General features: G+C 69.3%; 19 protein-coding genes. 14 read left to right on the forward strand and 5 right to left on the reverse strand.

Annotation, left to right across the window (positions count from 1 at the left end; translation table 11 throughout):
* Positions 1–29: 29 nt before the first annotated feature.
* Positions 30–902 carry a hypothetical protein gene (locus AXK60_RS04380; protein WP_139057729.1) on the reverse strand — a complete coding sequence of 291 codons (873 nt, stop codon included), beginning with the start codon at positions 900–902 and terminating at the stop codon, positions 30–32.
* 92 nt (positions 903–994) lie between these two features.
* On the opposite strand from AXK60_RS04380, the gene AXK60_RS25555 reads away from it, so the two are divergent.
* The gene (locus AXK60_RS25555; protein ID WP_175399921.1) at positions 995–1519 is read left to right on the forward strand and encodes a GNAT family N-acetyltransferase; all 525 of its coding nucleotides are present in this window, start codon (positions 995–997) and stop codon (positions 1517–1519) included.
* Here AXK60_RS25555 and AXK60_RS04385 read toward each other — a convergent pair.
* On the reverse strand, positions 1419–2438 hold the full coding sequence (locus AXK60_RS04385; RefSeq protein ID WP_082777777.1) for an EamA family transporter: 1020 nt from the start codon (positions 2436–2438) through the stop codon (positions 1419–1421). The two genes, AXK60_RS25555 and AXK60_RS04385, sit on opposite strands and share 101 nt — an antisense overlap.
* 84 nt (positions 2439–2522) lie before the next feature.
* Here AXK60_RS04385 and AXK60_RS04390 point away from each other — a divergent pair, with 84 nt between their 5' ends.
* The 4 genes from AXK60_RS04390 (at position 2523) to AXK60_RS04405 (ending at position 6447) form a co-directional block, all read left to right on the forward strand.
* Complete coding sequence (locus AXK60_RS04390; protein WP_068569795.1) at positions 2523–3092, forward strand: CGNR zinc finger domain-containing protein; 570 nt, start codon at positions 2523–2525, stop codon at positions 3090–3092.
* Between the two features lie 72 nt (positions 3093–3164).
* Complete coding sequence (locus AXK60_RS04395; RefSeq protein ID WP_068569796.1) at positions 3165–4625, forward strand: NAD(P)/FAD-dependent oxidoreductase; 1461 nt, start codon at positions 3165–3167, stop codon at positions 4623–4625.
* 97 nt (positions 4626–4722) lie between these two features.
* On the forward strand, positions 4723–5781 hold the full coding sequence (locus AXK60_RS04400) for a DUF2330 domain-containing protein (RefSeq protein ID WP_068569797.1): 1059 nt from the start codon (positions 4723–4725) through the stop codon (positions 5779–5781).
* A gap of 69 nt (positions 5782–5850) precedes the next feature.
* Positions 5851–6447, forward strand: a complete 597-nt coding sequence (locus AXK60_RS04405) for a hypothetical protein (RefSeq protein WP_068569798.1) — start codon at positions 5851–5853, stop codon at positions 6445–6447.
* Positions 6448–6585: 138 nt separating this feature from the next.
* On the opposite strand, the gene AXK60_RS04410 is transcribed toward AXK60_RS04405, so the two are convergent.
* Positions 6586–7011, reverse strand: coding sequence for a PaaI family thioesterase (locus AXK60_RS04410; RefSeq protein WP_082777778.1), 426 nt, complete (start codon positions 7009–7011; stop codon positions 6586–6588).
* 99 nt (positions 7012–7110) lie between these two features.
* Here AXK60_RS04410 and AXK60_RS04415 point away from each other — a divergent pair, with 99 nt between their 5' ends.
* The 7 genes from AXK60_RS04415 (at position 7111) to AXK60_RS04445 (ending at position 13855) form a co-directional block, all read left to right on the forward strand.
* Positions 7111–7338 carry a PspC domain-containing protein gene (locus tag AXK60_RS04415; RefSeq protein WP_068569799.1) on the forward strand — a complete coding sequence of 76 codons (228 nt, stop codon included), beginning with the start codon at positions 7111–7113 and terminating at the stop codon, positions 7336–7338.
* Between the two features lie 260 nt (positions 7339–7598).
* On the forward strand, positions 7599–7997 hold the full coding sequence (locus AXK60_RS04420; RefSeq protein WP_068569800.1) for a BlaI/MecI/CopY family transcriptional regulator: 399 nt from the start codon (positions 7599–7601) through the stop codon (positions 7995–7997).
* Positions 7998–8015: 18 nt separating this feature from the next.
* Positions 8016–8957 (forward strand): M56 family metallopeptidase, encoded by a 942-nt coding sequence (locus AXK60_RS04425; RefSeq protein ID WP_068569801.1) that lies wholly within the window; start codon positions 8016–8018, stop codon positions 8955–8957.
* A gap of 48 nt (positions 8958–9005) precedes the next feature.
* Positions 9006–10445 carry a GMP reductase gene (guaB1, locus tag AXK60_RS04430; protein ID WP_068569802.1) on the forward strand — a complete coding sequence of 480 codons (1440 nt, stop codon included), beginning with the start codon at positions 9006–9008 and terminating at the stop codon, positions 10443–10445.
* Positions 10446–10567: 122 nt separating this feature from the next.
* A complete protein-coding gene (locus tag AXK60_RS04435; protein ID WP_068569803.1) occupies positions 10568–11917 on the forward strand; it encodes a hemolysin family protein in 1350 nt (449 codons plus the stop codon).
* Complete coding sequence (locus AXK60_RS04440) at positions 11910–12983, forward strand: hemolysin family protein (protein ID WP_068569804.1); 1074 nt, start codon at positions 11910–11912, stop codon at positions 12981–12983. Before AXK60_RS04435 ends, AXK60_RS04440 begins: the two co-directional genes overlap by 8 nt.
* Positions 12980–13855, forward strand: a complete 876-nt coding sequence (locus AXK60_RS04445) for a 3-methyladenine DNA glycosylase (protein ID WP_068569805.1) — start codon at positions 12980–12982, stop codon at positions 13853–13855. Before AXK60_RS04440 ends, AXK60_RS04445 begins: the two co-directional genes overlap by 4 nt.
* A gap of 512 nt (positions 13856–14367) precedes the next feature.
* On the opposite strand, the gene AXK60_RS25560 is transcribed toward AXK60_RS04445, so the two are convergent.
* Together AXK60_RS25560 and AXK60_RS04455 are read right to left on the reverse strand one after the other, a co-directional pair.
* A complete protein-coding gene (locus AXK60_RS25560) occupies positions 14368–16215 on the reverse strand; it encodes an LppX_LprAFG lipoprotein (protein WP_082777779.1) in 1848 nt (615 codons plus the stop codon).
* 167 nt (positions 16216–16382) lie between these two features.
* Positions 16383–17210 carry an LppX_LprAFG lipoprotein gene (locus tag AXK60_RS04455; RefSeq protein WP_068569807.1) on the reverse strand — a complete coding sequence of 276 codons (828 nt, stop codon included), beginning with the start codon at positions 17208–17210 and terminating at the stop codon, positions 16383–16385.
* Between the two features lie 482 nt (positions 17211–17692).
* Here AXK60_RS04455 and AXK60_RS04460 point away from each other — a divergent pair, with 482 nt between their 5' ends.
* Both AXK60_RS04460 and AXK60_RS04465 read left to right on the forward strand, forming a co-directional pair.
* Positions 17693–19114 carry a fatty acid desaturase gene (locus tag AXK60_RS04460; RefSeq protein ID WP_068569958.1) on the forward strand — a complete coding sequence of 474 codons (1422 nt, stop codon included), beginning with the start codon at positions 17693–17695 and terminating at the stop codon, positions 19112–19114.
* A 44-nt stretch (positions 19115–19158) separates the two neighbouring features.
* Positions 19159–20343 carry a type III polyketide synthase gene (locus AXK60_RS04465; protein ID WP_082777781.1) on the forward strand — a complete coding sequence of 395 codons (1185 nt, stop codon included), beginning with the start codon at positions 19159–19161 and terminating at the stop codon, positions 20341–20343.
* Positions 20344–20347: the final 4 nt, after the last annotated feature.

Genomic DNA, 20347 nt, shown 5'->3' on the forward strand with positions numbered 1-20347 from the left:
AGGCTTCTGACGTGGTACGACGGTGCCGGTCAGGCCTTCGTCGAGGCGATCCGGGCGACGACGGCATCGGCGAACTTCACCGCACCATTCTCGACGCGCTCGAGGTGCAGGTCGGGCTGGACGACCTGGACCTCGAGGATCAGCGGGTCACCCTCCGGGGTACGGACGAGATCGACGCGCACGTACAGCGGCGGGTTGGCGGGGTCGATGGGCTTGAGCGCGGCGTCGGCGATCTCGCGCTCGGCCGCCGTCGGCTCGACATCGGACAGCACCTCGACGGGGCGCCCGTCGGCCGGCTCCGCGTTCACCTCGGCGGCCAGGTCACGACCGAAGGCGTGGCTGTACTCGCCGCCGATGTAGACCAGCGAGACGCTGCCGACCTCGCCGACGTACGGGAAGACCATGACCGACGTACCCGCCGCCTTGATCTCCTCGAGCTTCGCGCGGCTCGCGGCGCCGTCCTCCGGGCCGAACCGGAAGGCCTCGGCGAGGCCGCCACTGATCGTGGGCCGGACGACGTGGTCGACACCGAGGTAGTCGTGATCGAGCGTGGCGTCGTGCACGGTGATGAACTGCGCGGGAACCATCGGCAGACCCTCGGACGCGTAGTCGGCGAGGTAACGCTTATCGGCGTACCAGCGGACGAGCGGCTCGGGATTGAGCACGAGCGACTGCGCCGCGGCGCGCCAGGCCCAGCCGAGGAAGTCGTCGTAGCGCTGCGCGTAGTCCCACACACCCGTGATCACGACGGCGTCGAACTGCTCCCAGTCGACGCTCGAGTCGGTCCACACGGCGGCCTCGGCCTCATGGCCTGCAGCGCGCAGGGCGGCGAGGATCTCCTGGCCGCGGTCGTCGAGGTCCGGCTGCGCCGCGGAGGTGGCTAGAGCGATTCGGTACGTCACGCCGGACAGTATGGCAGCCATCGGCGTTCCGCCGTCGCGACACCCGCGGGAACTGCGCCTCCCGCGGGGCCCGAGCGGATACGCTGTGCACCGTGAGGGGTGATTTGCAGGCGCACATCGAGACGGCTCGTCTCCACCTCGCCCCTGCCGCCGGCACCCCCGGCTCCGCCGTCTTCGACGGCCGGTTCCACATCGTCGACCGGCACACCCGCCGCACGCTCGGCCGCATCGCGCTGCGCGCCTCCCGGCACAGCAGCGCGCGCGGCCTGGAGTTGAGCTACTCGGTGGCGGAGGCGCACCGTCGACGGGGGTTCTGCGCCGAGGCGGCGCACGCCCTGGTGGACCACGCCTTCGCGCGCGGCCTCACCGGTCGCGTCTACGCCTCCACGGCATGGTCGAACCTCGCGTCACGGCGCGTGCTCGCCGGGCTGGGGATGTCCCAACTGGACATCGCGATGCTCGACTGGGAGTCGCTGCAGGGCGAGGTCGACCTCGGCGACGAGGGCGATGCGGACCTCACGCCGTACGCACGGGTCGAGTACGAGATCCATCGTGCGGACTGGCTGGAGCGACGGGCCGCCCGGACTCGTCCGGATCGCGACGCTCGCCCCGCTTGACGGCGATCACACCGGCGACGATCGCCACGGCGCCCACGATCTGCAGGGGCGTGAGCGCCTCCCCCAGCATCAGCCAGGCCACCACGCCGGACGCGATGACCTCGGAGAACCCGAGGAAGGACGCGAGCGTCGGGCCGACCAGGTTGATCGCGACGATACCGGCGACGTACGCCAGGCCCGTGGCGACCGCGCCGATGACGACGGCGGGCACCCACCACGGCGTCGTGCCGAGGCCGCCCAGGACCACGGGTTGGGTCGAGATCCGCACCGGAGTGAGTCCGGCCAGCGAGGTCAGCGACAGCACGACCGCACCCACGAGCAGGCCGCCGGCCGCGAGGGCGAGTTGGTCCACGGCGGGCTTCGCACCGTCCGCGCCCTCGACCTCGAGGTCGTCGGCGCGAGTACCGTCCTCGGCCAGAAGGAAGTACGCCGCGAGGCCCACCAGCGACACGAACGCCCAGGCCAGGCCGATCGGCGAGACGACCGCACCGCCCGATGCCGCACCCACGACCGCGATCAACCCCGCGACCGCCAGGGCCGCACCGAGGGCGGTGCGCACCGTCGGGCGCTTCCCGAACCGGGCCCACAGGTACAACAGCACCAGCAGCGGTGCGGAGAACTCGATGAGCAGGGCGACCGTCACCGACATGTGCGCGATCGCGTTGAAGTACGCGAGCTGCACGCCGAGCACCGCGAGCAGGCCGTACGCGAGGACCGTGAAGGGTGCGTGCCGCAGCGTGGCGAGCCGCGCGCGGGCGAAGATCAGCATCGGGACCAGCGTGACGATCGCAGCGATCCAGATGCGCACGAGCACCACGCCGGCCGGGCTCCACCCGGCGGCGAGCAGCGGCTTGCCGAACGGGCCGGACATCGCGAACGCGAAGCCCGACACCAGTGCAATAGCGATACCCCGACCCATGCGTCACCTCCGTGTTCGAGCCATCAGTAAGGAGTCAAATGAAGTACGCTAGTGACAGTAGCGGCACCGGCCGTAAGGAGTCAAATGAAATTCGCACATGACACCGAGCCCTCGTTGATCATGGCCGCCGACCTCGTGAACACCGACTACGGACAGGAGGAAAGGCTCGGCACCGCCACGGCGCTGAAGGAGTACCTGCGGCAGCACGAGTTCACCGGCTGGAGCTCCGCGGAGACGAAGGACCTGGCACCCATCCACGAGCTGCGCGCCGAGCTGGCGGACGCGTGGGCCGCCGGCCACCCCGACGAGGTCGCCCGGCTGGTCAACGAGATGCTGGCCGCCACGCCGCAGCAACCGCGCCTCACCCGGCACGGCGCCTGGGACTGGCACCTGCACTTCACCCCCGACGACGCCCCGCTCCCCGTCCGGATGCGCGCCGAGTTCGCGATGGCCCTCGTCGACCTGGTCCGCAGCGGCAGCGTGGACCGCCTCAAGACCTGCGCGGCCGACGACTGTGACCGGGTTCTCGTCGACCTGTCGAAGAACCGTTCCCGACGCTTCTGCACCGAGGGGAACTGCGGGAACCGGACCCACGTGGCCGCGTACCGCGAGCGCCGCGCCACGGGTTCGGGCGTGCGCCGCGACGAGAGTTGAGCAGGGGACTACGGTAGGACTGCACATGCCGGGGATCCCGGCTACGACGCGATACCAGGAGCAGCGAGAGTAATGAACGACGGAACGCACCGCCACAGGGTGGTCGTCATCGGTTCGGGCTTCGGCGGCCTGTTCGGCGCCCGGGCCCTCAAGCGCGCGGACGTCGACGTGACGATGATCGCGAAGACCACTCACCATCTGTTCCAGCCGTTGCTCTACCAGGTCGCGACGGGCATCCTCTCCGAGGGCGAGATCGCCCCCGCGACCCGGATGATCCTGCGTAAGCAGCGCAACGCCGAGGTGCTGCTCGGCGAGGTCTCCGACATCGACCTCGAGAACCGCACCGTCACCAGCCACCTGCTCGAGCGCGAGACGATCACCCCGTTCGACAGCCTCATCGTGGCGGCCGGCGCGGACCAGTCCTACTTCGGCAACGACCAGTTCGCCGAGTTCGCGCCGGGCATGAAGACCATCGACGACGCGCTCGAGCTGCGTGGTCGAATCCTCGGCGCCTTCGAGCAGGCCGAGCTGTCCAACGATCACGAGGAGCGCATGCGTCTGCTCACCTTCGTGGTGATCGGCGCCGGCCCCACCGGGGTCGAGCTGGCCGGGCAGATCGCGGAGATGTCGGACAACACGCTCAAGGGCGCGTTCCGCAACATCGACCCCACCGAGGCACGCGTGATCCTGCTGGACGCCGCCCCGGCCGTGCTCCCCCCGATGGGCGAGAAGCTCGGCACCATGGCGGCCAAGCGGCTCGAGAAGATGGGCGTCGAGATCCAGCTCAACGCGATGGTGGTCGACGTCGACGCCGACGGCCTCGTCGTCAAGGAGAAGGACGGCACCCAGCGGCGCATCGAGGCGCAGTGCAAGGTGTGGTCCGCCGGCGTCGCCGCGAGCAAGCTGGGCAAGGTCCTCGCGGACCAGTCCGGCGCCGAGACCGACCGCGCGGGCCGCGTCAAGGTCCTGCCGGACCTCACGATCCCCGGCAACCCGAATGTCTTCGTCGTCGGCGACATGATGCTGGTCGACGGCGTGCCCGGCATGGCGCAGGGCGCCATCCAGGGCGCGACCTACGCGGCCAAGGCGATCGAGGCCGGCCTCAAGGGCCAGACCCCGGCCGAGCGCAAGCCCTTCAAGTACTTCGACAAGGGGTCGATGGCCACCGTCTCGCGCGCGAGCGCCGTGGCGAAGGTCGGCAAGCTGGAGTTCGGCGGCTTCCTGGCCTGGGTCGGCTGGCTGGCGCTGCACCTGTGGTACATCGTCGGTTACCAGAACCGCGTCATCACGCTGACGTCGTGGGCCATCACCTTCCTGACCAACAAGCGCGGCCAGATGACGATCACCGAGCAGCAGGTCTACGCGCGGACGGCACTCGACGCGCTGCAGACCGGTGCCAAGCCGGCGATCCCGCCGGTGCACACCAGCTCGCCCACCAAGGCACTCCCGAAGTCCGGGCCCAAGGCGGACGTCCAGGTGGAGGCCCCGGGCGCACCGTCGGCCGAGGCGGAGAAGGCTGAGAAGGCCGGCTGACACCGGCCCCGCACAGGATGAACGAGCGCGCTCCCGATCGGGAGCGCGCTCGTCCCGTTTCCGGCAACCCGATCGATATCGACGCTACACTGCATCGATGGCACAGTATTCGACATCGTCGTGGTCGCGGCTCTGCCGATCGGCGCTCGTCGCCCTCCTCGCGGCCACCTCCCTCGTCTCCGCACCGACCGCGTCCGCGTGCGCGTGCGGCGCACCGGCGATGCCCGACGGGGTGGACGCCACCGCTACGCAGGAGATCGCGCTGGTGAGCGGAGACGGCCGGACCGAAACCATCGAGATGCGCCTCGCGCTGCAGTCCGCCGGCGACCGCGGCGCGTTGGTCGTACCGACGCCCGCCCCGGCCACCGTCAGCGGCGGCACGGCGGAGACGTTCACCGAGCTGGGGTGGATCACCAAACCCCGCGTCGACACGCGGCGCAGGCTGTTCGGCTTCCCGAACCTCATCCCGCTCATGGGGGCCGGCAACCCCGGCGCCCCCGAGGTACTCGGCCGGGTCCGGATAGGCCCGATCGAGGCGGTGACGCTCCGCGGCGGCGACGCCCCGGGGCTGCAGCGCTGGCTCTCCGACAACGGCTTCGCGCTGCGCGCCGAGGTTGCGGCCACCCTGACCGGATACGTGGCCGACGGATGGTCCTTCGTGGCACTGCGCCTCGTCGGCGACGACCTGCGCGGCGGGCTCAAGCCGGTCCGGCTCACCTTCCCGAGCACCGAGCTCGTCTACCCCATGCGCATGTCCCGGGCGGCCCGCCAGAGCCAGCGCGTCACCGTCTACGCGTTGGGGCACCACAGAGTGGAGCGCACCGACGCCGACCGCGGCCGCCAGGATACGACGCTCGAGTTCGCCGGCCGGATCGGAGCTGCGACCCATGACCCGCGTCTGACGGAGCTGTCCGCCGGCGTGGGCGACTACCTCACCCGGATCACCACCGAAGCTGCCCCCGAGTCCATCACCACCGACTTCCGCTTCGGCCGGGCGGCCACCGACGAGCCCTACCAGCGCGTGGACGTCGAATACGTCGCGGACGGCCGAACCGCCCTCACCACGATGCTCACGGCGGTCGGCGCCCTGGCGGGCTTCGCGTTCCTGGTCGGCGGAGCGGCCGTGATCGATCGTCGTCGACGAGCCCGGGGCTAGCGAGCCGAACTCCGGCGCAAGCGCACGGTCCTAGGGTGCTCGAAGAGATTCCGACTCCCAGGAGGCACCGTGCCCTACTCCACAGCTCCCGTCTCGCACGACGCGGCGGTCCGCAGCATGCGCAAGGCCGCCGGTGTGGGCAAGCCCGTGCAACTGGTCTCGATCCTCGCCGGGATCGTCGCCGTCGTGACGCTCCTGTTCGCGCTCGACGAGGGCGGCCCGGGCGCGTGGTCGCTCGCGGTGATCGCCGCGGCGGTCTGCGTCGCAGCAGGTTTCGGCTCCCGCACCCTGCTGGCGCGGGCCCGCTACCACGTCACGGTCTCCTACGCGCCGCTGCGGCTGGCTGCGAAGCTCGTCGCGGGCATCGTCGTGTTCGCGGGTGCCGCGTACCTGCTGGACAAGGCCGGCCTCGGCGTCGCCGCCCGGCCGCTGTTCATCGCCGGGATGGTGGCGGTGATCGGCCAGCACGTGGCGTCCGCCACGCTGTTCCAGGCGTCCGCCGAGGACGTGCGGGTGCGCCGCTCGGCCGTCCCGTGGGGGAACGTCGACGCGTTCGTGGTCGCCGAGCGCGGCGACACCGTCGAGATCGGTGTCCGAACGCGTGCCGACGCGCCCGCGGAAGCGATGCCGACCAAGGACGGGGAGGTCCTGGCCGACCTGCCCTAACGTGTCATCCTGCCCGCATCGGCGTTCGACTGGTCCGCGCTGCACTGGGCCGCGAACCAGTCGGGCCGCTCGGACATCGCGCTGGTACGACGGGATGCCGCGGGCGACACGGTGGCCGCGTGGTCCAACCGCTAGCTGCTACGCCTCGATGTTCTGCAGCCGGACCTGCCCGCGCGCAACGGCCTTGCCGTCCTCGGAGTCGATCTCCACGAGCCACAGCTGCTGCCGGCGGCCCCGGTGGATGGGGGTGCTGCGAATCGACAGCACGCCGCTGGAGAGGGCGCGGAGGAAGTCGGTGTTGTTGTTCACGCCGACGACGTGACCGCTGCCGCCGAGCCAGATCACGCCCGACACGCTGGCGACCGACTCCACGATCGCGCAGTACACGCCGCCGTGGGTGATGCCGAAGGGCTGGTGCAGCTCGGGGCGCAGGGTGAGCGTCGCCCGGACGCCGTCGGGCGTGAGCGCGGTGTACTCGAGGCCGAGGAGCGAGTCGAAGCCGGCTGTGCCCTGGGCCTGGATCCCGTCGATGACCTGCTGCTGTCCGGGGGTCGGTTGCGTCATGAACCCACCCTAGGGCGACGCACCGCCGGGGCGATCTCCGGGCCGGATTCCGGGAAGACCCCGATGCGGGACGGGCCCGGCGGACGGCATCGTGGAGTCATGACCGAGAACACGCCCTTCACCCAGTCCCCCTACACCCCGGCACCGCAGAAGCGCTTCGCCCGCGACTTGCAGAACAACTGGATCGGCGGCGTGTGCGCCGGCATCGCCCGCTACTTCGGGATCGACGCCACCCTCGTGCGCGTGCTGTTCGTGGTGTCCTGCCTGCTGCCGGGTCCGCAGTTCCTGCTCTACCTGCTGCTCTGGCTCGTGATGCCGAAGGACTGACCGCCCCGCGGAGCGATCGCCGCTGAAAACGAGAGCGGCGGGCCCGGGGCTCAGCCATCCCCGGACCCGCCTTGGCACAGACCGGGCGGATTACTGCAGCCCTCAGTTCGCGAACCGGTCCGATGTGGATCTCGTGTCGCTCTCGGCGACATGACTCACTCTAGGGCAGCCTCCCCTAACTTAGCAAGCCCTCATCAATGTGGCGTGGATTACGACAGCCTGTCGTAGCGGTGTGGACCATCCCGAGTAGAATCGGTGCAATGGCGGCATTGGGAGATCTCGAGCGCGCGGTCATGGACCACCTGTGGGCGTCCACCGAACCGCAGACCGTGCGACAGGTGCACGAATCGCTCTCCGCTGACCGTGAACTCGCGTACACGACCGTGATGACGGTGCTGCAGCGGCTCGCGAAGAAGAAGTTGGTCACGCAGATCCGCACCGACCGGGCGCATCGCTACGCCGCGACCTTCGGCCGCGAGGAACTCGTCGCGGACCTCATGTTCGACGCACTCGCGCAGGCCGAGAGCTCCCGCGAGGCAGCTCTCGTCCACTTCGTCGAGCGCGTCGGCGCTGACGAGGCGGAGGCGCTGCGCCGCGCCCTCGCCAAGCTCGAGGCCGGGGTCGACCGCGCCGCCGAGCGTCCCACGCGGTCGTCCTGAACCAGTAGGCTCAAGCCCATGGCGGCCCTGATCTTCGGAGTGCTGGCCCTGCTGCTCGCAGGACCGGTGCCCACATGGCTGTCCCGGGCCGCCTGGCCGATCCGCGCGCCCCGCGCCGCGCTCGTGCTGTGGCAGGCCATTGCGCTCGCCGCCGTGCTCTCGGCGTTCAGCGCCGGCCTGGTCATCGCGAGCCGCCTCCTCGTCCCCGGCGCCGACGGCCGCCCCACCACGAATCCGATCGACGAGATCCGCCAGCTCGGAGCCGTGCCGTGGACGGTGTCGGTGATCGCCTTCGCGTTCACCCTGATCATCGGCGCGCGCCTGATCACCTCCACCGTCCGGCTGGCCGTCCGCACGCGGTGGCGCCGGGCCCGGCACCGCACCGTCGTCGACATCCTGTCCCAGGCGGTCGACGGTGACCACCCCGTCTCCGCCGCGGACCTGCGGGTGCTCGGCGTCGATGAGCCGCTCGCCTACTGCCTGCCCGGGCTGCGGCACCGCGTGGTACTCAGTGTCGGCACGCTCACCCAGCTCAGCCACGAGGAGTTGACCGCGGTGCTGGCGCACGAGCGCGCCCACCTGCGTTCCCGGCACGACCTGGTGCTCGAGGCCTTCACCGCGGTGCACCACGCGTTCCCGCGCGTCGTCCGCTCCTCGGCGGCACTCGACTCCGTCAAGCTGCTGGTCGAGCTTCTCGCCGACGACGAGGCCGTCGCGGCCGCGGGTCCGCTCCCCCTGGCCAATGCGCTGGTCACCTGCGCCAAGAGTCCCGCCCCGCGGGGCGCCCTCGCGGTCGGGTCGACGGGTACCGTCGTGCGGGTCGAGCGACTGTCGATGCCCCCGGCGAGCACGATGTTCAACGGCGCGGTCTACCTGCTCGCGGGCCTGATCCTGGTGGTGCCCACGGTGGCCGTGGCCGTCCCCTGGCTGACCGAGCTCTACCGCCTGGTCATGCACTGATCCCGGCCGTGAGCCGCGCCACGGCGTGATCGAGTAGGATGACCACACGTGCAGTTCCTTCCTGATAGCCGCCCGCAGTACGACCTGACCTACGACGATGTCTTCCTCGTCCCGAACAGGTCGGACGTGACCTCCCGGTTCGACGTGGATCTCTCCTCGGTCGACGGCACGGGCACCACCATCCCGCTGGTCGTCGCCAACATGACGGCGGTCGCAGGCCGTCGCATGGCGGAGACGGTGGCCCGGCGGGGCGGCATCGTCGTCCTCCCCCAGGATCTCCCGCTCCAAGCGGCGGCCGACACGATCGCCTACGTCAAGAGCCGCGACCTCGTGGCCGACACCCCGGTCACGCTGAGCGCCGAGCACTCCGTGAGCGACGCGGTCGCGCTGCTGCCCAAGCGCGCGCACGGCGCGGTCGTCGTCGTCGACGGCGAGAACCGCCCGATCGGCCTCGTGACCACGGCCGCGTGCGAGGGCGTCGACCGGTTCGCCCGCCTGCGCGACGTGATGACCACGTCCTTCGTCTGCGCCGCCGCGGGTACCGCGCCCGAGGCGATCTTCGACCTGCTGGACAAGGACCACTCCGACCTGGCGGTCCTCGTCGACGGTGACGACCGCCTGCACGGCGTCCTCACCCGCACGGGCACGGTCCGCGCGGGCATCTACAGCCCCGCGGTCGACGGTGCCGGCAAGCTCCGCATCGCCGCCGCCGTCGGCATCAACGGCGATGTGGCCGCCAAGGCCCGCGCGCTCGCCGAGGCCGGTGCCGACGTGCTGGTCGTCGACACCGCGCACGGCCACCAGGCCAAGATGTTCGACGCGCTCGAGGCCGTCGCCGCGCTCGACCTCGGACTGCCGCTGGCTGCGGGCAATGTCGTCGCCGCCGCCGGCGCCCGCGACCTGGTGAACGCCGGCGCCACCATCGTCAAGGTCGGCGTGGGCCCCGGCGCGATGTGCACCACCCGCATGATGACCGGTGTCGGGCGGCCGCAGTTCAGCGCCGTCCTCGACTGCGCGGCTGCCGCCCGCGAGCTGGGCGCCCACGTGTGGGCCGACGGCGGCGTGCGGCACCCGCGCGATGTCGCACTCGCGCTGGCCGCCGGTGCGTCGAACGTCATGGTCGGCTCGTGGTTCGCCGGCACCTACGAGTCCCCGGGCGACATGAAGTACGCGACCGACGGTTCCGCGTACAAGGAGAGCTTCGGCATGGCGTCCAAGCGCGCCGTCGCCGCCCGCACAGCCGGCGAGGGCGCCTTCGACCGCGCCCGCAAGTCGCTGTTCGAGGAGGGCATCTCCAGCTCGCGCATCCGCGTCGACCCGGAGGCCCCGAGCGTCGAGGACCTGCTGGACCGCATCACCTCGGGGGTGCGCAGCTCGTTCACCTACGCGGGTGCCCGGTCCGTCCCGGAGTTCCACGCGAAGGCCACCGTCGGCGTGCAGAGCGCGGCCGGGTTCGCCGAGGGCCGGCCCCTGCCCGGCGGTTGGTGAGCGCTCGCCGGCCGCGCCGGTAGGATGCTCTTCGAATCTCCTCGCGATCCTGGGAAGGAACATGACGGTCCGAAGACCGGGCAAACGCCGACGACGAGCCACCGCCGCAGCGGGGTGCTCCGATGGCTAGCGCCCTGATAACGGTCGGCGCCATCGTCGGCTTCCTCGCCCTGACGCTGGGCACGGCGCTGTTCGTCGCGGCCGAGTTCTCGCTGACGGCGCTCGAGAAGTCGACCGTCGACGCGGACGTCCGCGAGCGCGGCGACCGCCGCTCCAAGCAGGTGCAGGGGGCCCACCGGACCCTGACCTTCCAACTGTCGGGCGCCCAGCTCGGCATCACGATCACGACGCTGGTCACCGGTTACCTCGCGGAGCCGGTGCTCTCGAAGTTCCTGCGCCCCGCGCTGGAGTGGACCGGTGCCCCCGAGGCCGTCGTCGCCGCCCTGACCCTGGTGCTGGCGCTGGTCCTCGCGACCTCGCTGTCGATGGTGCTGGGCGAGCTGGCGCCGAAGAACCTCGCCATCGCCCGCCCGCTGCAGACCGCGCGCTGGAGCGCCGGCCCGCAGGCCGCGTTCTCCGCCGTGTTCCGCTGGGCGATCACCTTCCTCAACTCGTCGGCGAACGGGCTGGTCCGCCGGCTCGGCATCGAGCCCGCGGAGGAACTGAGCTCGGCCCGATCCGCGCAGGAACTCAGTGCGCTGGTGCGCAATTCGGCCGCGTCGGGCGCGATCGACGAGATGACCGCGGAGCTCGTGGGCCGGTCTCTGGAGTTCGGCGAGCTCACCGCGGAGGACCTCATGACGCCACGTCAGCGGATCGACTCGCTGGAGGCCGACGCCACCGTCGCCGACCTCGTGACACTGTCGATCGAGTCGGGCCGCTCCCGCTTCCCCGTGGTCCGGGGCGACCTGGACGACACCGTCGGGCTCGTGCACGTCAAGCAGGCGCTGACGGTGCCCGCGGAGCGCCGCTCGACGGTGCCCGTCGCCGCGATCGCGACCACGCCGCCCGTCGTGCCCGCGACGCTCGACGGCGACGCGCTGATGGAGCAGCTGCGGGCGAACGGGCTGCAGATGGCTCTCGTCGTCGACGAGTACGGCGGCACCGCGGGCATCGTCACCGTCGAGGACCTCATCGAGGAGATCGTCGGCGACGTCCGCGACGAGCACGACGCGAACGAGCCCGTCGACGTGCAGCGCACCGACAGCGGCTTCCTGTGCTCGGGCCTGCTGCGCATCGACGAGGTGGAGCGCGACACCGACTACCGCGCGCCCGAGGGCGACTACGACACCCTCGGCGGCCTGGTGATGTTCCTCCTCGGCCGCATCCCGGCCGTGGGCGATGTCGTCGAACTCCCGCAGCATCCCTCGCTGCTCGAGGACGACGGTGCCGCCGTCGCGCCGGTGTGGACGGCGCGCGTCGCCCGGATGGACGGCCGCCGCGTCGACCTGGTGGAGCTGAGCCATGATTGACGTTCTGTACATCTTCCTCACGGTGCTGCTGCTCGCCGCCAACGCCTTCTTCGTCGGCGCCGAGTTCGCGCTCATCGCGGCCCGCAAGGACCGCCTCGAGACGCTGGTGGAGCAGGGCCGGAGCTCGGCGCGCGCCGTGATCAGGGCCTCGGAACGGCTCTCGCTCATGCTGGCGGCGTGCCAGCTGGGCATCACGATCTGCTCGATCCTGCTGGGTAAGGTCGGCGAGCCGGCCATCGCCCGGATGCTCGAGGTCCCTCTCGAGTGGGCGCACGTGCCCCACGCGCTGCTGCACCCGATCTCGTTCGCGGTGTCGATGTCGCTGGTGGTGGTCATGCACATCCTGCTCGGCGAGATGGTGCCCAAGAACATCGCGCTCGCGGGTCCCGAGGCCGCGGCCATGCTGCTGGTGCCGCCGCTGCTGTGGTTCGTCCGGATCGCCCGCCCCCTCATCGCCCTGTACAACTGGCTCGCGATGCTGGTGCTCCGGGCGCTGGGCGTGCAGCCCCGAGACGAGCTCGAGGGCACCGTGTCCGCGGGCGAGCTGCCCGAGCTCATCGCCGAATCGCACGACGAGGGCCTCATCGACGCCGAGGAGCGAGTCCGGCTCACCCGCGCGCTGCAGACCTCGCGCCGCACCGTCGCCGACGTCGCGATCCCGCTGATCGAGATCCGCGGACTGCAGGCCGTGCAGGGCACGAACGGCACGTGGGGACCCACGCTCGGCGACATCGAGTCCGCCGTCGCGGAGACCGGCTACTCCCGTTACCCCGTCCGCAGCCGCGACGGCGCGTTCACCGGGTACTTGCACGTCAAGGACGTGCTGCCGGACATCATGGACGCCGCCGTCGGACCGGACACGGTGATCGGCGCGGGTCGCATCCGCCCGCTCCCCGTCGTCGACGGTGCGCTGTCGCTGGACCAGGCGACCTCGCACCTGCGCCGCCTCGGCGGGCACCTGGCCGCCGTCGCCGACGACCACGGCCGGACCATCGGCATCGTCGCCCTGGAGGACGTGGTCGAGGAGTTCGTCGGCACCGTCCGGGACGGGACGCACCGGGTGTGAGTCCGGCCCGCACCGTCCTCACCGATGCGCAGTGGCGGCCGCTCGCGGACGCCCACCGCGCCCGCCTCGAACCGTTCGTGGACGCGCATCGCCGCCGGGCCGCCCGTGGCGAGAGGCACCCCGTGTGGGATTTCCTGTTCACGTACTACGGGCACCGGCCCGCGCACCTGCTGCGGTGGCATCCGGGCCTCGGGGTCGAGCTCGACGGACCGCTCGCCGCTGAAGAGTTCGGCGGACTCCGGGGCTACGAGGTCGCCGGGACGTTCGTGACCCGGGATCCGGCCGTGCTCGCCAAGCGCGCGGGCACCGCGGAGTACGTCGCGCGTCTGCTCGAGACCACCGCCACCCGCGCGCCGGTCTTCGGCTGTTTCGGACTGCACGAGTGGGCCATGGTCTTCCGCGAGGCCGACCAGACGCGGCACCCGGTGCCGCTCCGGCTCGGGCCGGAGGGCACCGACGACGTGGTGCGCGCCGGGAGCCTGCGGTGCACCCACTACGACGCGTTCCGGTTCTTCACCCCCGACGCCGCACCGCGCAATCTCGCCGAGCTGTCCCGCGAGACACAGGTCGCGAGCGAGCAGCCCGGCTGCCTGCACGCGGGCATGGACCTCTACAAATGGGCCTTCAAACTGGCCCCTGGGGCACCGTCGGACCTGGTGGCGGACGCCTTCGATCTGGCCCGCGACGCCCGGGAGCTGGACATGCGCGCCAGCCCCTACGACCTCGCGGACCACGGCTTCTCCCCCATCGCGATCGAGACGCGCGAGGGTCGGAACGAGTACGTGCGGCAGCAGGTCGCGCTCGCCGAGCGGGCCGCCCCGATCCGCGATCGGCTGCTCGCCGTTGTCCGCGCCTGGCCCGCTGTCTTCTGATCGGACGATGTTCCGCGGTGGATAGCGGCTCGAGGACGCGGCAGATCCACGGCTGTACTGCGCTGATCGCCCGCGAGATCGTCGCCTGCGAGCAGCCTGTCATCTCGGCGAGGAAAACCTGCGCGACATTTCTTCTGAGATACGCCAGGGTGACGCGCATGCAAGTGAACAATCCCAACGACGGCGGGTGCCCGATGTGTTCTCGCGTGGTTTCGGCTGCGGCGCGAATCCGGCGGGTGAGCTCCTCGATATCGCCCCGGGAAAACCCGGTGGTATTGTACATGTACCGCGGTCATTTCTGTTCAATTCTTGGTGTTACAAGAATTCTTTCAGAAATGGTGGTCGCTTTTCGTGCGACACGCCGAGAGAATTACAGGGGAATCACGAATTCTCTTCGTGGCTGAATAACCCTCAAGGTTCAGGGCGGCGACTATCTGTTCGTGCGGCGCTGCTCTCAGCGTGCCCCAGAGGTCCGTGGCCCGCGCGCAGAGGCATCACGAATTCTGGCGAAGCTACGTGGCAGGCTTGGCGATCTTGACGTCCTTACCGAAGTCGCTGAGGTTCAGGTCGATGTTGCCGTCCTTGAGCATGACCTGCATCTTCGTGACGTTCGGCTTCGGCTGCGGGTTGGCCGACGGATCGAAAGCGATCCACAGCGTGGTCGGAAGCGCCGTGCCAGCGTTGCCGTGCGTGGCAATCTCAGCGATCTGAGGGAACAGCGGATCAAGCACCTTGGTATCGACGATGCCTGTCACCTTGACGGTCTTGAGGCCGTTGACGGTGTCCTTGCCCTCGATCTTCGGGTTCTGCAGCGAATCGAGCACCTTCGCCAGACCCTTATCCGGGTCCAGGACGATCGCGGGGTCATAGACACCCTTCTCGCCAGATTTACCCATCGGCTGGTACTTCGCGCCACCGAGATTGGCGTACATGACGCCGTCGACCACGACGAACTTCGTCTGGACGAAGTTCGTCGCGACCCGCACCGTCGCGTCACCCTGTGCCGCCACGCGTTTGGTGTCCTTGAAAGAGATGACGTCACCATCGACGCTGGTGACGGGCAGGCCCTGAATACGATTATCGACCGCGAGCGTCAGGTGCTCGGAGTAGGTCTCGCGCGTGGCGAGGGCCGCATCCTTGACGATCTGCACAGTGGGTAGGCCATTCGCGTCGACGGGCGGTGCCGCCGACGGTGCGCCCGACGCGCCGCTCGCGGCCGCGGCAGTCGTCAGATGCGTGCCGTCGCCGACGCTCGGCTCATCACCGCGGATCTGCGTTGCTCCGACTACGCCTGCCACAAGCAGAGCCGTACCAATCAACCCGGCCGAGATGAGCAGGTTTCGATGACGGCTGCCGTTGGCTGGCGGAACAAACTCATCCGGCGCCCGATGCCGCAACACGGTTTCACTGAAAGGATCTACCTCGCGCGACGCTGACGGGTTTAGCCGCTGAGCGGTGACATCCCACGCAGACAACTCCGCGGCAGCCCCAAAGGTCGTGACGGTCGGGCTCTCCTTGGCCACCTCCGTGGAGGCCAAAGCTTCATCGAGTGCCGATGCAAATTCGCCAGCCGTCTGGAATCGAAGTCGAGGATCCTTTTCAAAGCCTCTCGAAAACACCGCGTCAACCGCGCCTGGCAGCGCAGGATTTCGATCGGTAATCGGCATTGGATACCTACTCAGGTGCGCTCCGACCAGCGCAGCCTGCGAAGACTCCTCAAACGGCAAACGACCCGACAGAAGTTGATACGATGTCGCGACGAGCGAATACACATCACTTCGGTTATCGACGTGTCCGCCGTTCAATACCTCCGGTGCGATATAGGCGAACGTGCCGATCGCCATACCGGTGGCGGTCAGCGAAGTCGACTCACCGGCAGCTTTCGCTATACCAAAATCCGCGAGTTTCGCGTGACGGATGACCCCGTCCGCGCGGACGTCTACCAGAATATTTGCAGGCTTGACGTCGCGGTGGGTTACACGATGATCGACCCAAGCGTAGTCGAGTGCACTTGCGATTTGCCGAACGACTTGGTTGACAAGTTTCGGAGTCCACAAATTCTTACGAAGTAATATTCCGGCGTCTTCACCCTCGACGTACTCCATCGCAATCCATACTTGCCCGTGACTTTCGCCACGGTCAAACACCTGAACGATCCCCGGGTGCGACATAGCTGCCAGCAATTCCGCCTCCCGGTAGAAACGGGCCCTGAAATCACTACTGGCACTAAACATCGGACTCAAGATCTTGACCGCGACACTCCGAGGCAATCGTGGATGCTCCGCAAGCCAAACCGCCCCCATCCCGCCTTCCCCGAGCCGCCGAACGAGCCGATAGCCACCGTAGTCTTCCCCGCGCATGGGTAGCAGTATGCACGATCACAGACCTGCGAGAGATTCCCGCTTTCACCGCCGGCACCATACTTCGTTCGAGATCTAGCCGAACTCGTCCCCAAAGCACGAACGCCCGTCAACGCTCCCCCAAAGGCGTCGACGGGCGCTCGATGACTCCCGCTGGCTCGTGCTGCCTAGGTGGCCGGCTTCTCGATCTTGACGTCCTTACCGAACTCGGTGAGGTTCAGGGTGATCGGCAGCTCCTTGAGCTTGACCTCCATGCGCGTCACGTTCGGCTTGGGCATCGGGTCGGCCGACGCGTCGAAGACGATCCACAGGGTGATCGGCAGGTTCGTACCGGCGTTGCCACGCTGGGCGATATCGGTGATCTGCGGAAGCAGCGGGTCCAGGATGTGCGTGTCGACGGTGCCCGAGACCTTCACGGTCTTGAGGCCGTTGACGGTGTCCTTGCCCTCGACCTTCGGGTTCTGCAGCGCGTCGAGGATCTTCGCGAGCCCCTTCTCCTGGTCCAGGATGATCGCGGGGTCGTAGACGCCCTTCTCGCCGGTCTTGCCGATCCCGCGATACTTCGCGCCCCCGAAATCGGCGTACATCATTCCGTCGATCACAACGAACTTGGTCTGTGCCATTGTGCCCTTGTCGTCGGTCACGACATTGGCCTCACCCTGCGCGGCTACGCGCTTGGTGTCCTTGAACGAGATGATGTCGCCGGTGACGCTGGTGACGGGCAGGCCCTTGATACCCTTGTCGACCGCGAGCGTGAGGTGCTCGGAGTAGGTCTCGCGCGTGGCGAGGGCCGCGTCCTTGACGATCTGCACGGTGGGCAGGCCGTTCGCGTCGACAGAGGGCTTCGCGGTCGGGGAGCCGGAGGCGCCGTTCTGTGCGGACGTCGCGGTGGTCGTCGAGGTCGCGTCGGTGGACTTCTTGTCGGCGCAGCCGGTGAGCACCAGTGCACCTGCGGCGAGCAGCGCGAGGGCCGTGCGCGATGCCGTGAACTTCATGGGTTCCCCCCTGGAAATCTGACCGGGCGACATCGCGCCCGGCGTGAATGAAAAGCGGAAGTCCCGCCTCACGGAAGAAGTATGCATGAATTCTGGAGCCGATCGAAGCATTCGCGCCCTCTACTTCCCGGCGAATCGGACACTGGATGGTAGCGGCAAGCCCGCCTTCAGCGATCCATTAGCGTACGTGGAGATGGTGTACGGGACCGGGAAACCGGTACTGGCTCAGGAGGCAACGACAAGTGTCCACCAATATCAACCCGCCGGCGGATCCCGCCGAGCGCGGCGCCGACGATCCGGGCCCCCGCGACCTCACCCGCGGAACGAACCCCGGACGCGGTGGCGGCGCAGGTCGCGACGGTGCGTCGGCGACCGATGAGCGCGATCCGGGCCGGCGGCCCGCGGGACCGCGGGGCCGGGATTTCACCGGCGACGAGGACCCCGGCGGGCCCGGCGACCCGGGGCCGCGCGACCTCGGCCGCATGCCCGGCCCCGGCGGCGGCCCGCAGCTGTCGAACGTATGGGTCTACAAGGGCCGCGCGTACGACCTCACGGAATGGATCAACAAGCATCCCGGCGGAGAATTCTTCATCGGCCGTTCCAAGAATCGCGACATCACGTCGATCATCGGGTCGTATCACCCCAATCCCGAGAAGATCGAGAAGATGCTGCAGCGGTTCGCGCTCGATCGCGACGCCGAGGTCGTGGACGTGCACCCGAAGAACAACGCTCCCGCATTCCTGTTCAAGGACGGCTTCGACAGCTGGCGCGACACGCCGCGCTACCGGTTCGACGATCCGAAGGATCTGCTGCACGCCGTGAAGGCGCGCCTGCGGGACCCGGCGATGAAGGCGCGCGTGAAGCGCATGGACCGCTGGTTCAACATCACCGCCGCGGTTCTGGCCGTCGCGTACGTGGCCGTCATCGCGGCCCGGCTCAGCGTCCCGTCCTGGATGCCGATCTGGCTGTTCGTGCTGCTCATGGTGATGTTGCGGAGCTCGCTCGCCGGGTTCGGCCACTACGCGATCCACCGCGCCCAGAAGGGTGCGACCAAGGTCCTGGTCAACGCCTTCGACATCAACTACGTCGCGCTGTCGTTCGTCACCGCCGACGGGCACGCCCTGCTGCACCACCCGCACACGCAGAGCGAGGTGGACATCAAGAAGAACGTGTTCACCATGATGATGGACATCCCGCGCTGGTACCGGATCCCCATCCACACGCTGCACAAGTTCGGCCACACCGCCACGGGCATGACGATGCGGCTCTTCGAGATCGTCAAGCTCACCCGGCAGGTCGGCGTGGCCGACATGTACGGGTCGCTGCGCGGCGCGCTGCCGCACTTCATCGGCGCCTTCGCGATGCGCGCGGTGCTCATCGGCGAGTTCCTGCTGTTCCTGTTCCTGGGCGACATCTGGGCGTGGGTCGCGCAGTTCGTCGCCGTGCTGTGGGTGAGCACCTTCCTGGTGGTCGCGAGCCACGACTTCGAGACCGACGTCGACGACCTGCCCGAGGTCGAGACCGAGGACTGGGCGGTCAACCAGCTCAACCAGGCCTACGATCTCAAGATCTCGGGCAACCGGTACGTGGACTGCTTCCTCTCGGCCGGGCTGTCCAGCCACCGCGTCCACCACGTGCTGCCCTACCAGCGGAGCGGCTACGCGAACATCGCGACCGAGGAGCTCATGGCCGAGGAGGCCGCGAAGTTCGGCGTCGAGTGGCTCCCCCGCCGCAGCTTCTTCTTCGACCGCCTGCCCGACCAGGTCAACACCTTCCTGGGCCAGAGGTCGCGCCCCGCCCAGGAGCAGGGCCACGGCTTCCTCCGGGAACACTTCTCGCCGCAGGCCCTCAAGACCTCGGGTTCGTACGTCGTCGCGGGCTTCACCGGTATCGGCACCGTCTGATCCGGCTCCCGCCGCCCCACATCTTCCAGCTCAAGGAGATCACCATGAACACGCAGGAACAGCGTATCGCCGCCCCGGAACTCCCCGGGACCAGTGTCTGGCGCGGCGCCCCGCCGGCGCCGCCCACCTCGGTCGCGGTGATCGAGTCCCTCGCGACGGGCTCTCCCTCGCAGGCCTACGACCAGGCCGAGTCCGCGGACCGCGTCGCGTCCCGGTTCGACGACCCGCGGCAGGCGGAGCGCATCCGCCGCGTGTACGCGAAGACGCGGGTCGCCGAGCGGCACCTCGCGATCGACCCGCTCACCCCGGAGTTCGCCGCGTTCAGCACGCGCCCCGACACGATCCGCGAGCGGATGGACCTGTTCTTCGAGCACGCCGCGCCGCTCGCGATCGACACGGCCCGCCGTGCGCTGGGCACCGTCGACCCGGCGGACGTCGGCCAGCTGGTGTTCGTCACCAGCACCGGCTTCCTCGCCCCCGGCGTCGACGTCGCCGTGATCCGCGCGCTCGGCCTGTCCCCCGGTACGAGCCGGGTGGTCATCAACTTCATGGGCTGCGCCGCGGCGATGAACGCGCTCCGGGTGTCCACCGACTACGTCCGCGCGCACCCCGACCGCAAGTCGCTGATGATCTGCCTCGAGCTCAGCTCGGTCAACGCCGTCTTCTCCGGCGACCCCAACGACGTGGTGATCTCCAGCCTCTTCGCCGACGGCTGCGGCGCCGCGCTGATCGGCGCGAGCGAGGTCGGGCATCCGCTGCCCGCCGGGAACATCGTCGTGCGCGACACCTTCAGCCACCTGCTCGACGGTGCCGAGGACGGGATCGTGCTCGGGGTCAACGCGGACGGCATCACCTGCGAGCTGGCGGAGTCCCTGCCCCAGTACATCGTCGACGGGGTCGCCCCGGTGGTCGACGGGGTGTTGCGGCGCAACGGCCTCGACCGGGACGCCGTCGCGCACTGGGCGATCCACCCGGGCGGCCCGAAGATCATCGAGTCCGCCTCGACCGCCCTGGGCCTGCCCGACGAGGCCTCACGGCTGAGCTGGGACGTGCTCGCCGGCCATGGGAACATGCTCAGCGTCTCGCTGTTGTTCGTCCTGGAGCGCCTGCTCGCGCAGGTGGCGTCCGACGGTGCCGACGGCGCACCGTCGACCGGCATGGCCTTCTCGTTCGCGCCGGGCGTGACCGTGGAGGGTTTCCTGTTCGACGTCGTGACCACCGGCGAATGAGCGC

Origin of the sequence: Tsukamurella pseudospumae, from assembly GCF_001575195.1 — a bacterium.
Classification (GTDB): Bacteria; Actinomycetota; Actinomycetes; order Mycobacteriales; family Mycobacteriaceae; genus Tsukamurella; species Tsukamurella pseudospumae.

Coding starts and splice junctions, on each gene's coding strand:
- AXK60_RS04460 (WP_068569958.1), top strand. CDS start 17,693: ATGCCCGGCCCCGGCGGCGGCCCGCAGCTGTCGAACGTATGGGTCTAC.
- AXK60_RS04420 (WP_068569800.1), top strand. CDS start 7,599: ATGGCGGCATTGGGAGATCTCGAGCGCGCGGTCATGGACCACCTGTGG.
- AXK60_RS04465 (WP_082777781.1), top strand. CDS start 19,159: ATGAACACGCAGGAACAGCGTATCGCCGCCCCGGAACTCCCCGGGACC.
- AXK60_RS04440 (WP_068569804.1), top strand. CDS start 11,910: ATGATTGACGTTCTGTACATCTTCCTCACGGTGCTGCTGCTCGCCGCC.
- AXK60_RS04390 (WP_068569795.1), top strand. CDS start 2,523: ATGAAATTCGCACATGACACCGAGCCCTCGTTGATCATGGCCGCCGAC.
- AXK60_RS25560 (WP_082777779.1), bottom strand. CDS start 16,215: ATGCGCGGGGAAGACTACGGTGGCTATCGGCTCGTTCGGCGGCTCGGG.
- AXK60_RS04425 (WP_068569801.1), top strand. CDS start 8,016: ATGGCGGCCCTGATCTTCGGAGTGCTGGCCCTGCTGCTCGCAGGACCG.
- AXK60_RS04455 (WP_068569807.1), bottom strand. CDS start 17,210: ATGAAGTTCACGGCATCGCGCACGGCCCTCGCGCTGCTCGCCGCAGGT.
- AXK60_RS04435 (WP_068569803.1), top strand. CDS start 10,568: ATGGCTAGCGCCCTGATAACGGTCGGCGCCATCGTCGGCTTCCTCGCC.
- AXK60_RS04395 (WP_068569796.1), top strand. CDS start 3,165: ATGAACGACGGAACGCACCGCCACAGGGTGGTCGTCATCGGTTCGGGC.
- AXK60_RS04410 (WP_082777778.1), bottom strand. CDS start 7,011: ATGACGCAACCGACCCCCGGACAGCAGCAGGTCATCGACGGGATCCAG.
- AXK60_RS04400 (WP_068569797.1), top strand. CDS start 4,723: ATGGCACAGTATTCGACATCGTCGTGGTCGCGGCTCTGCCGATCGGCG.
- AXK60_RS04385 (WP_082777777.1), bottom strand. CDS start 2,438: ATGGGTCGGGGTATCGCTATTGCACTGGTGTCGGGCTTCGCGTTCGCG.
- AXK60_RS04415 (WP_068569799.1), top strand. CDS start 7,111: ATGACCGAGAACACGCCCTTCACCCAGTCCCCCTACACCCCGGCACCG.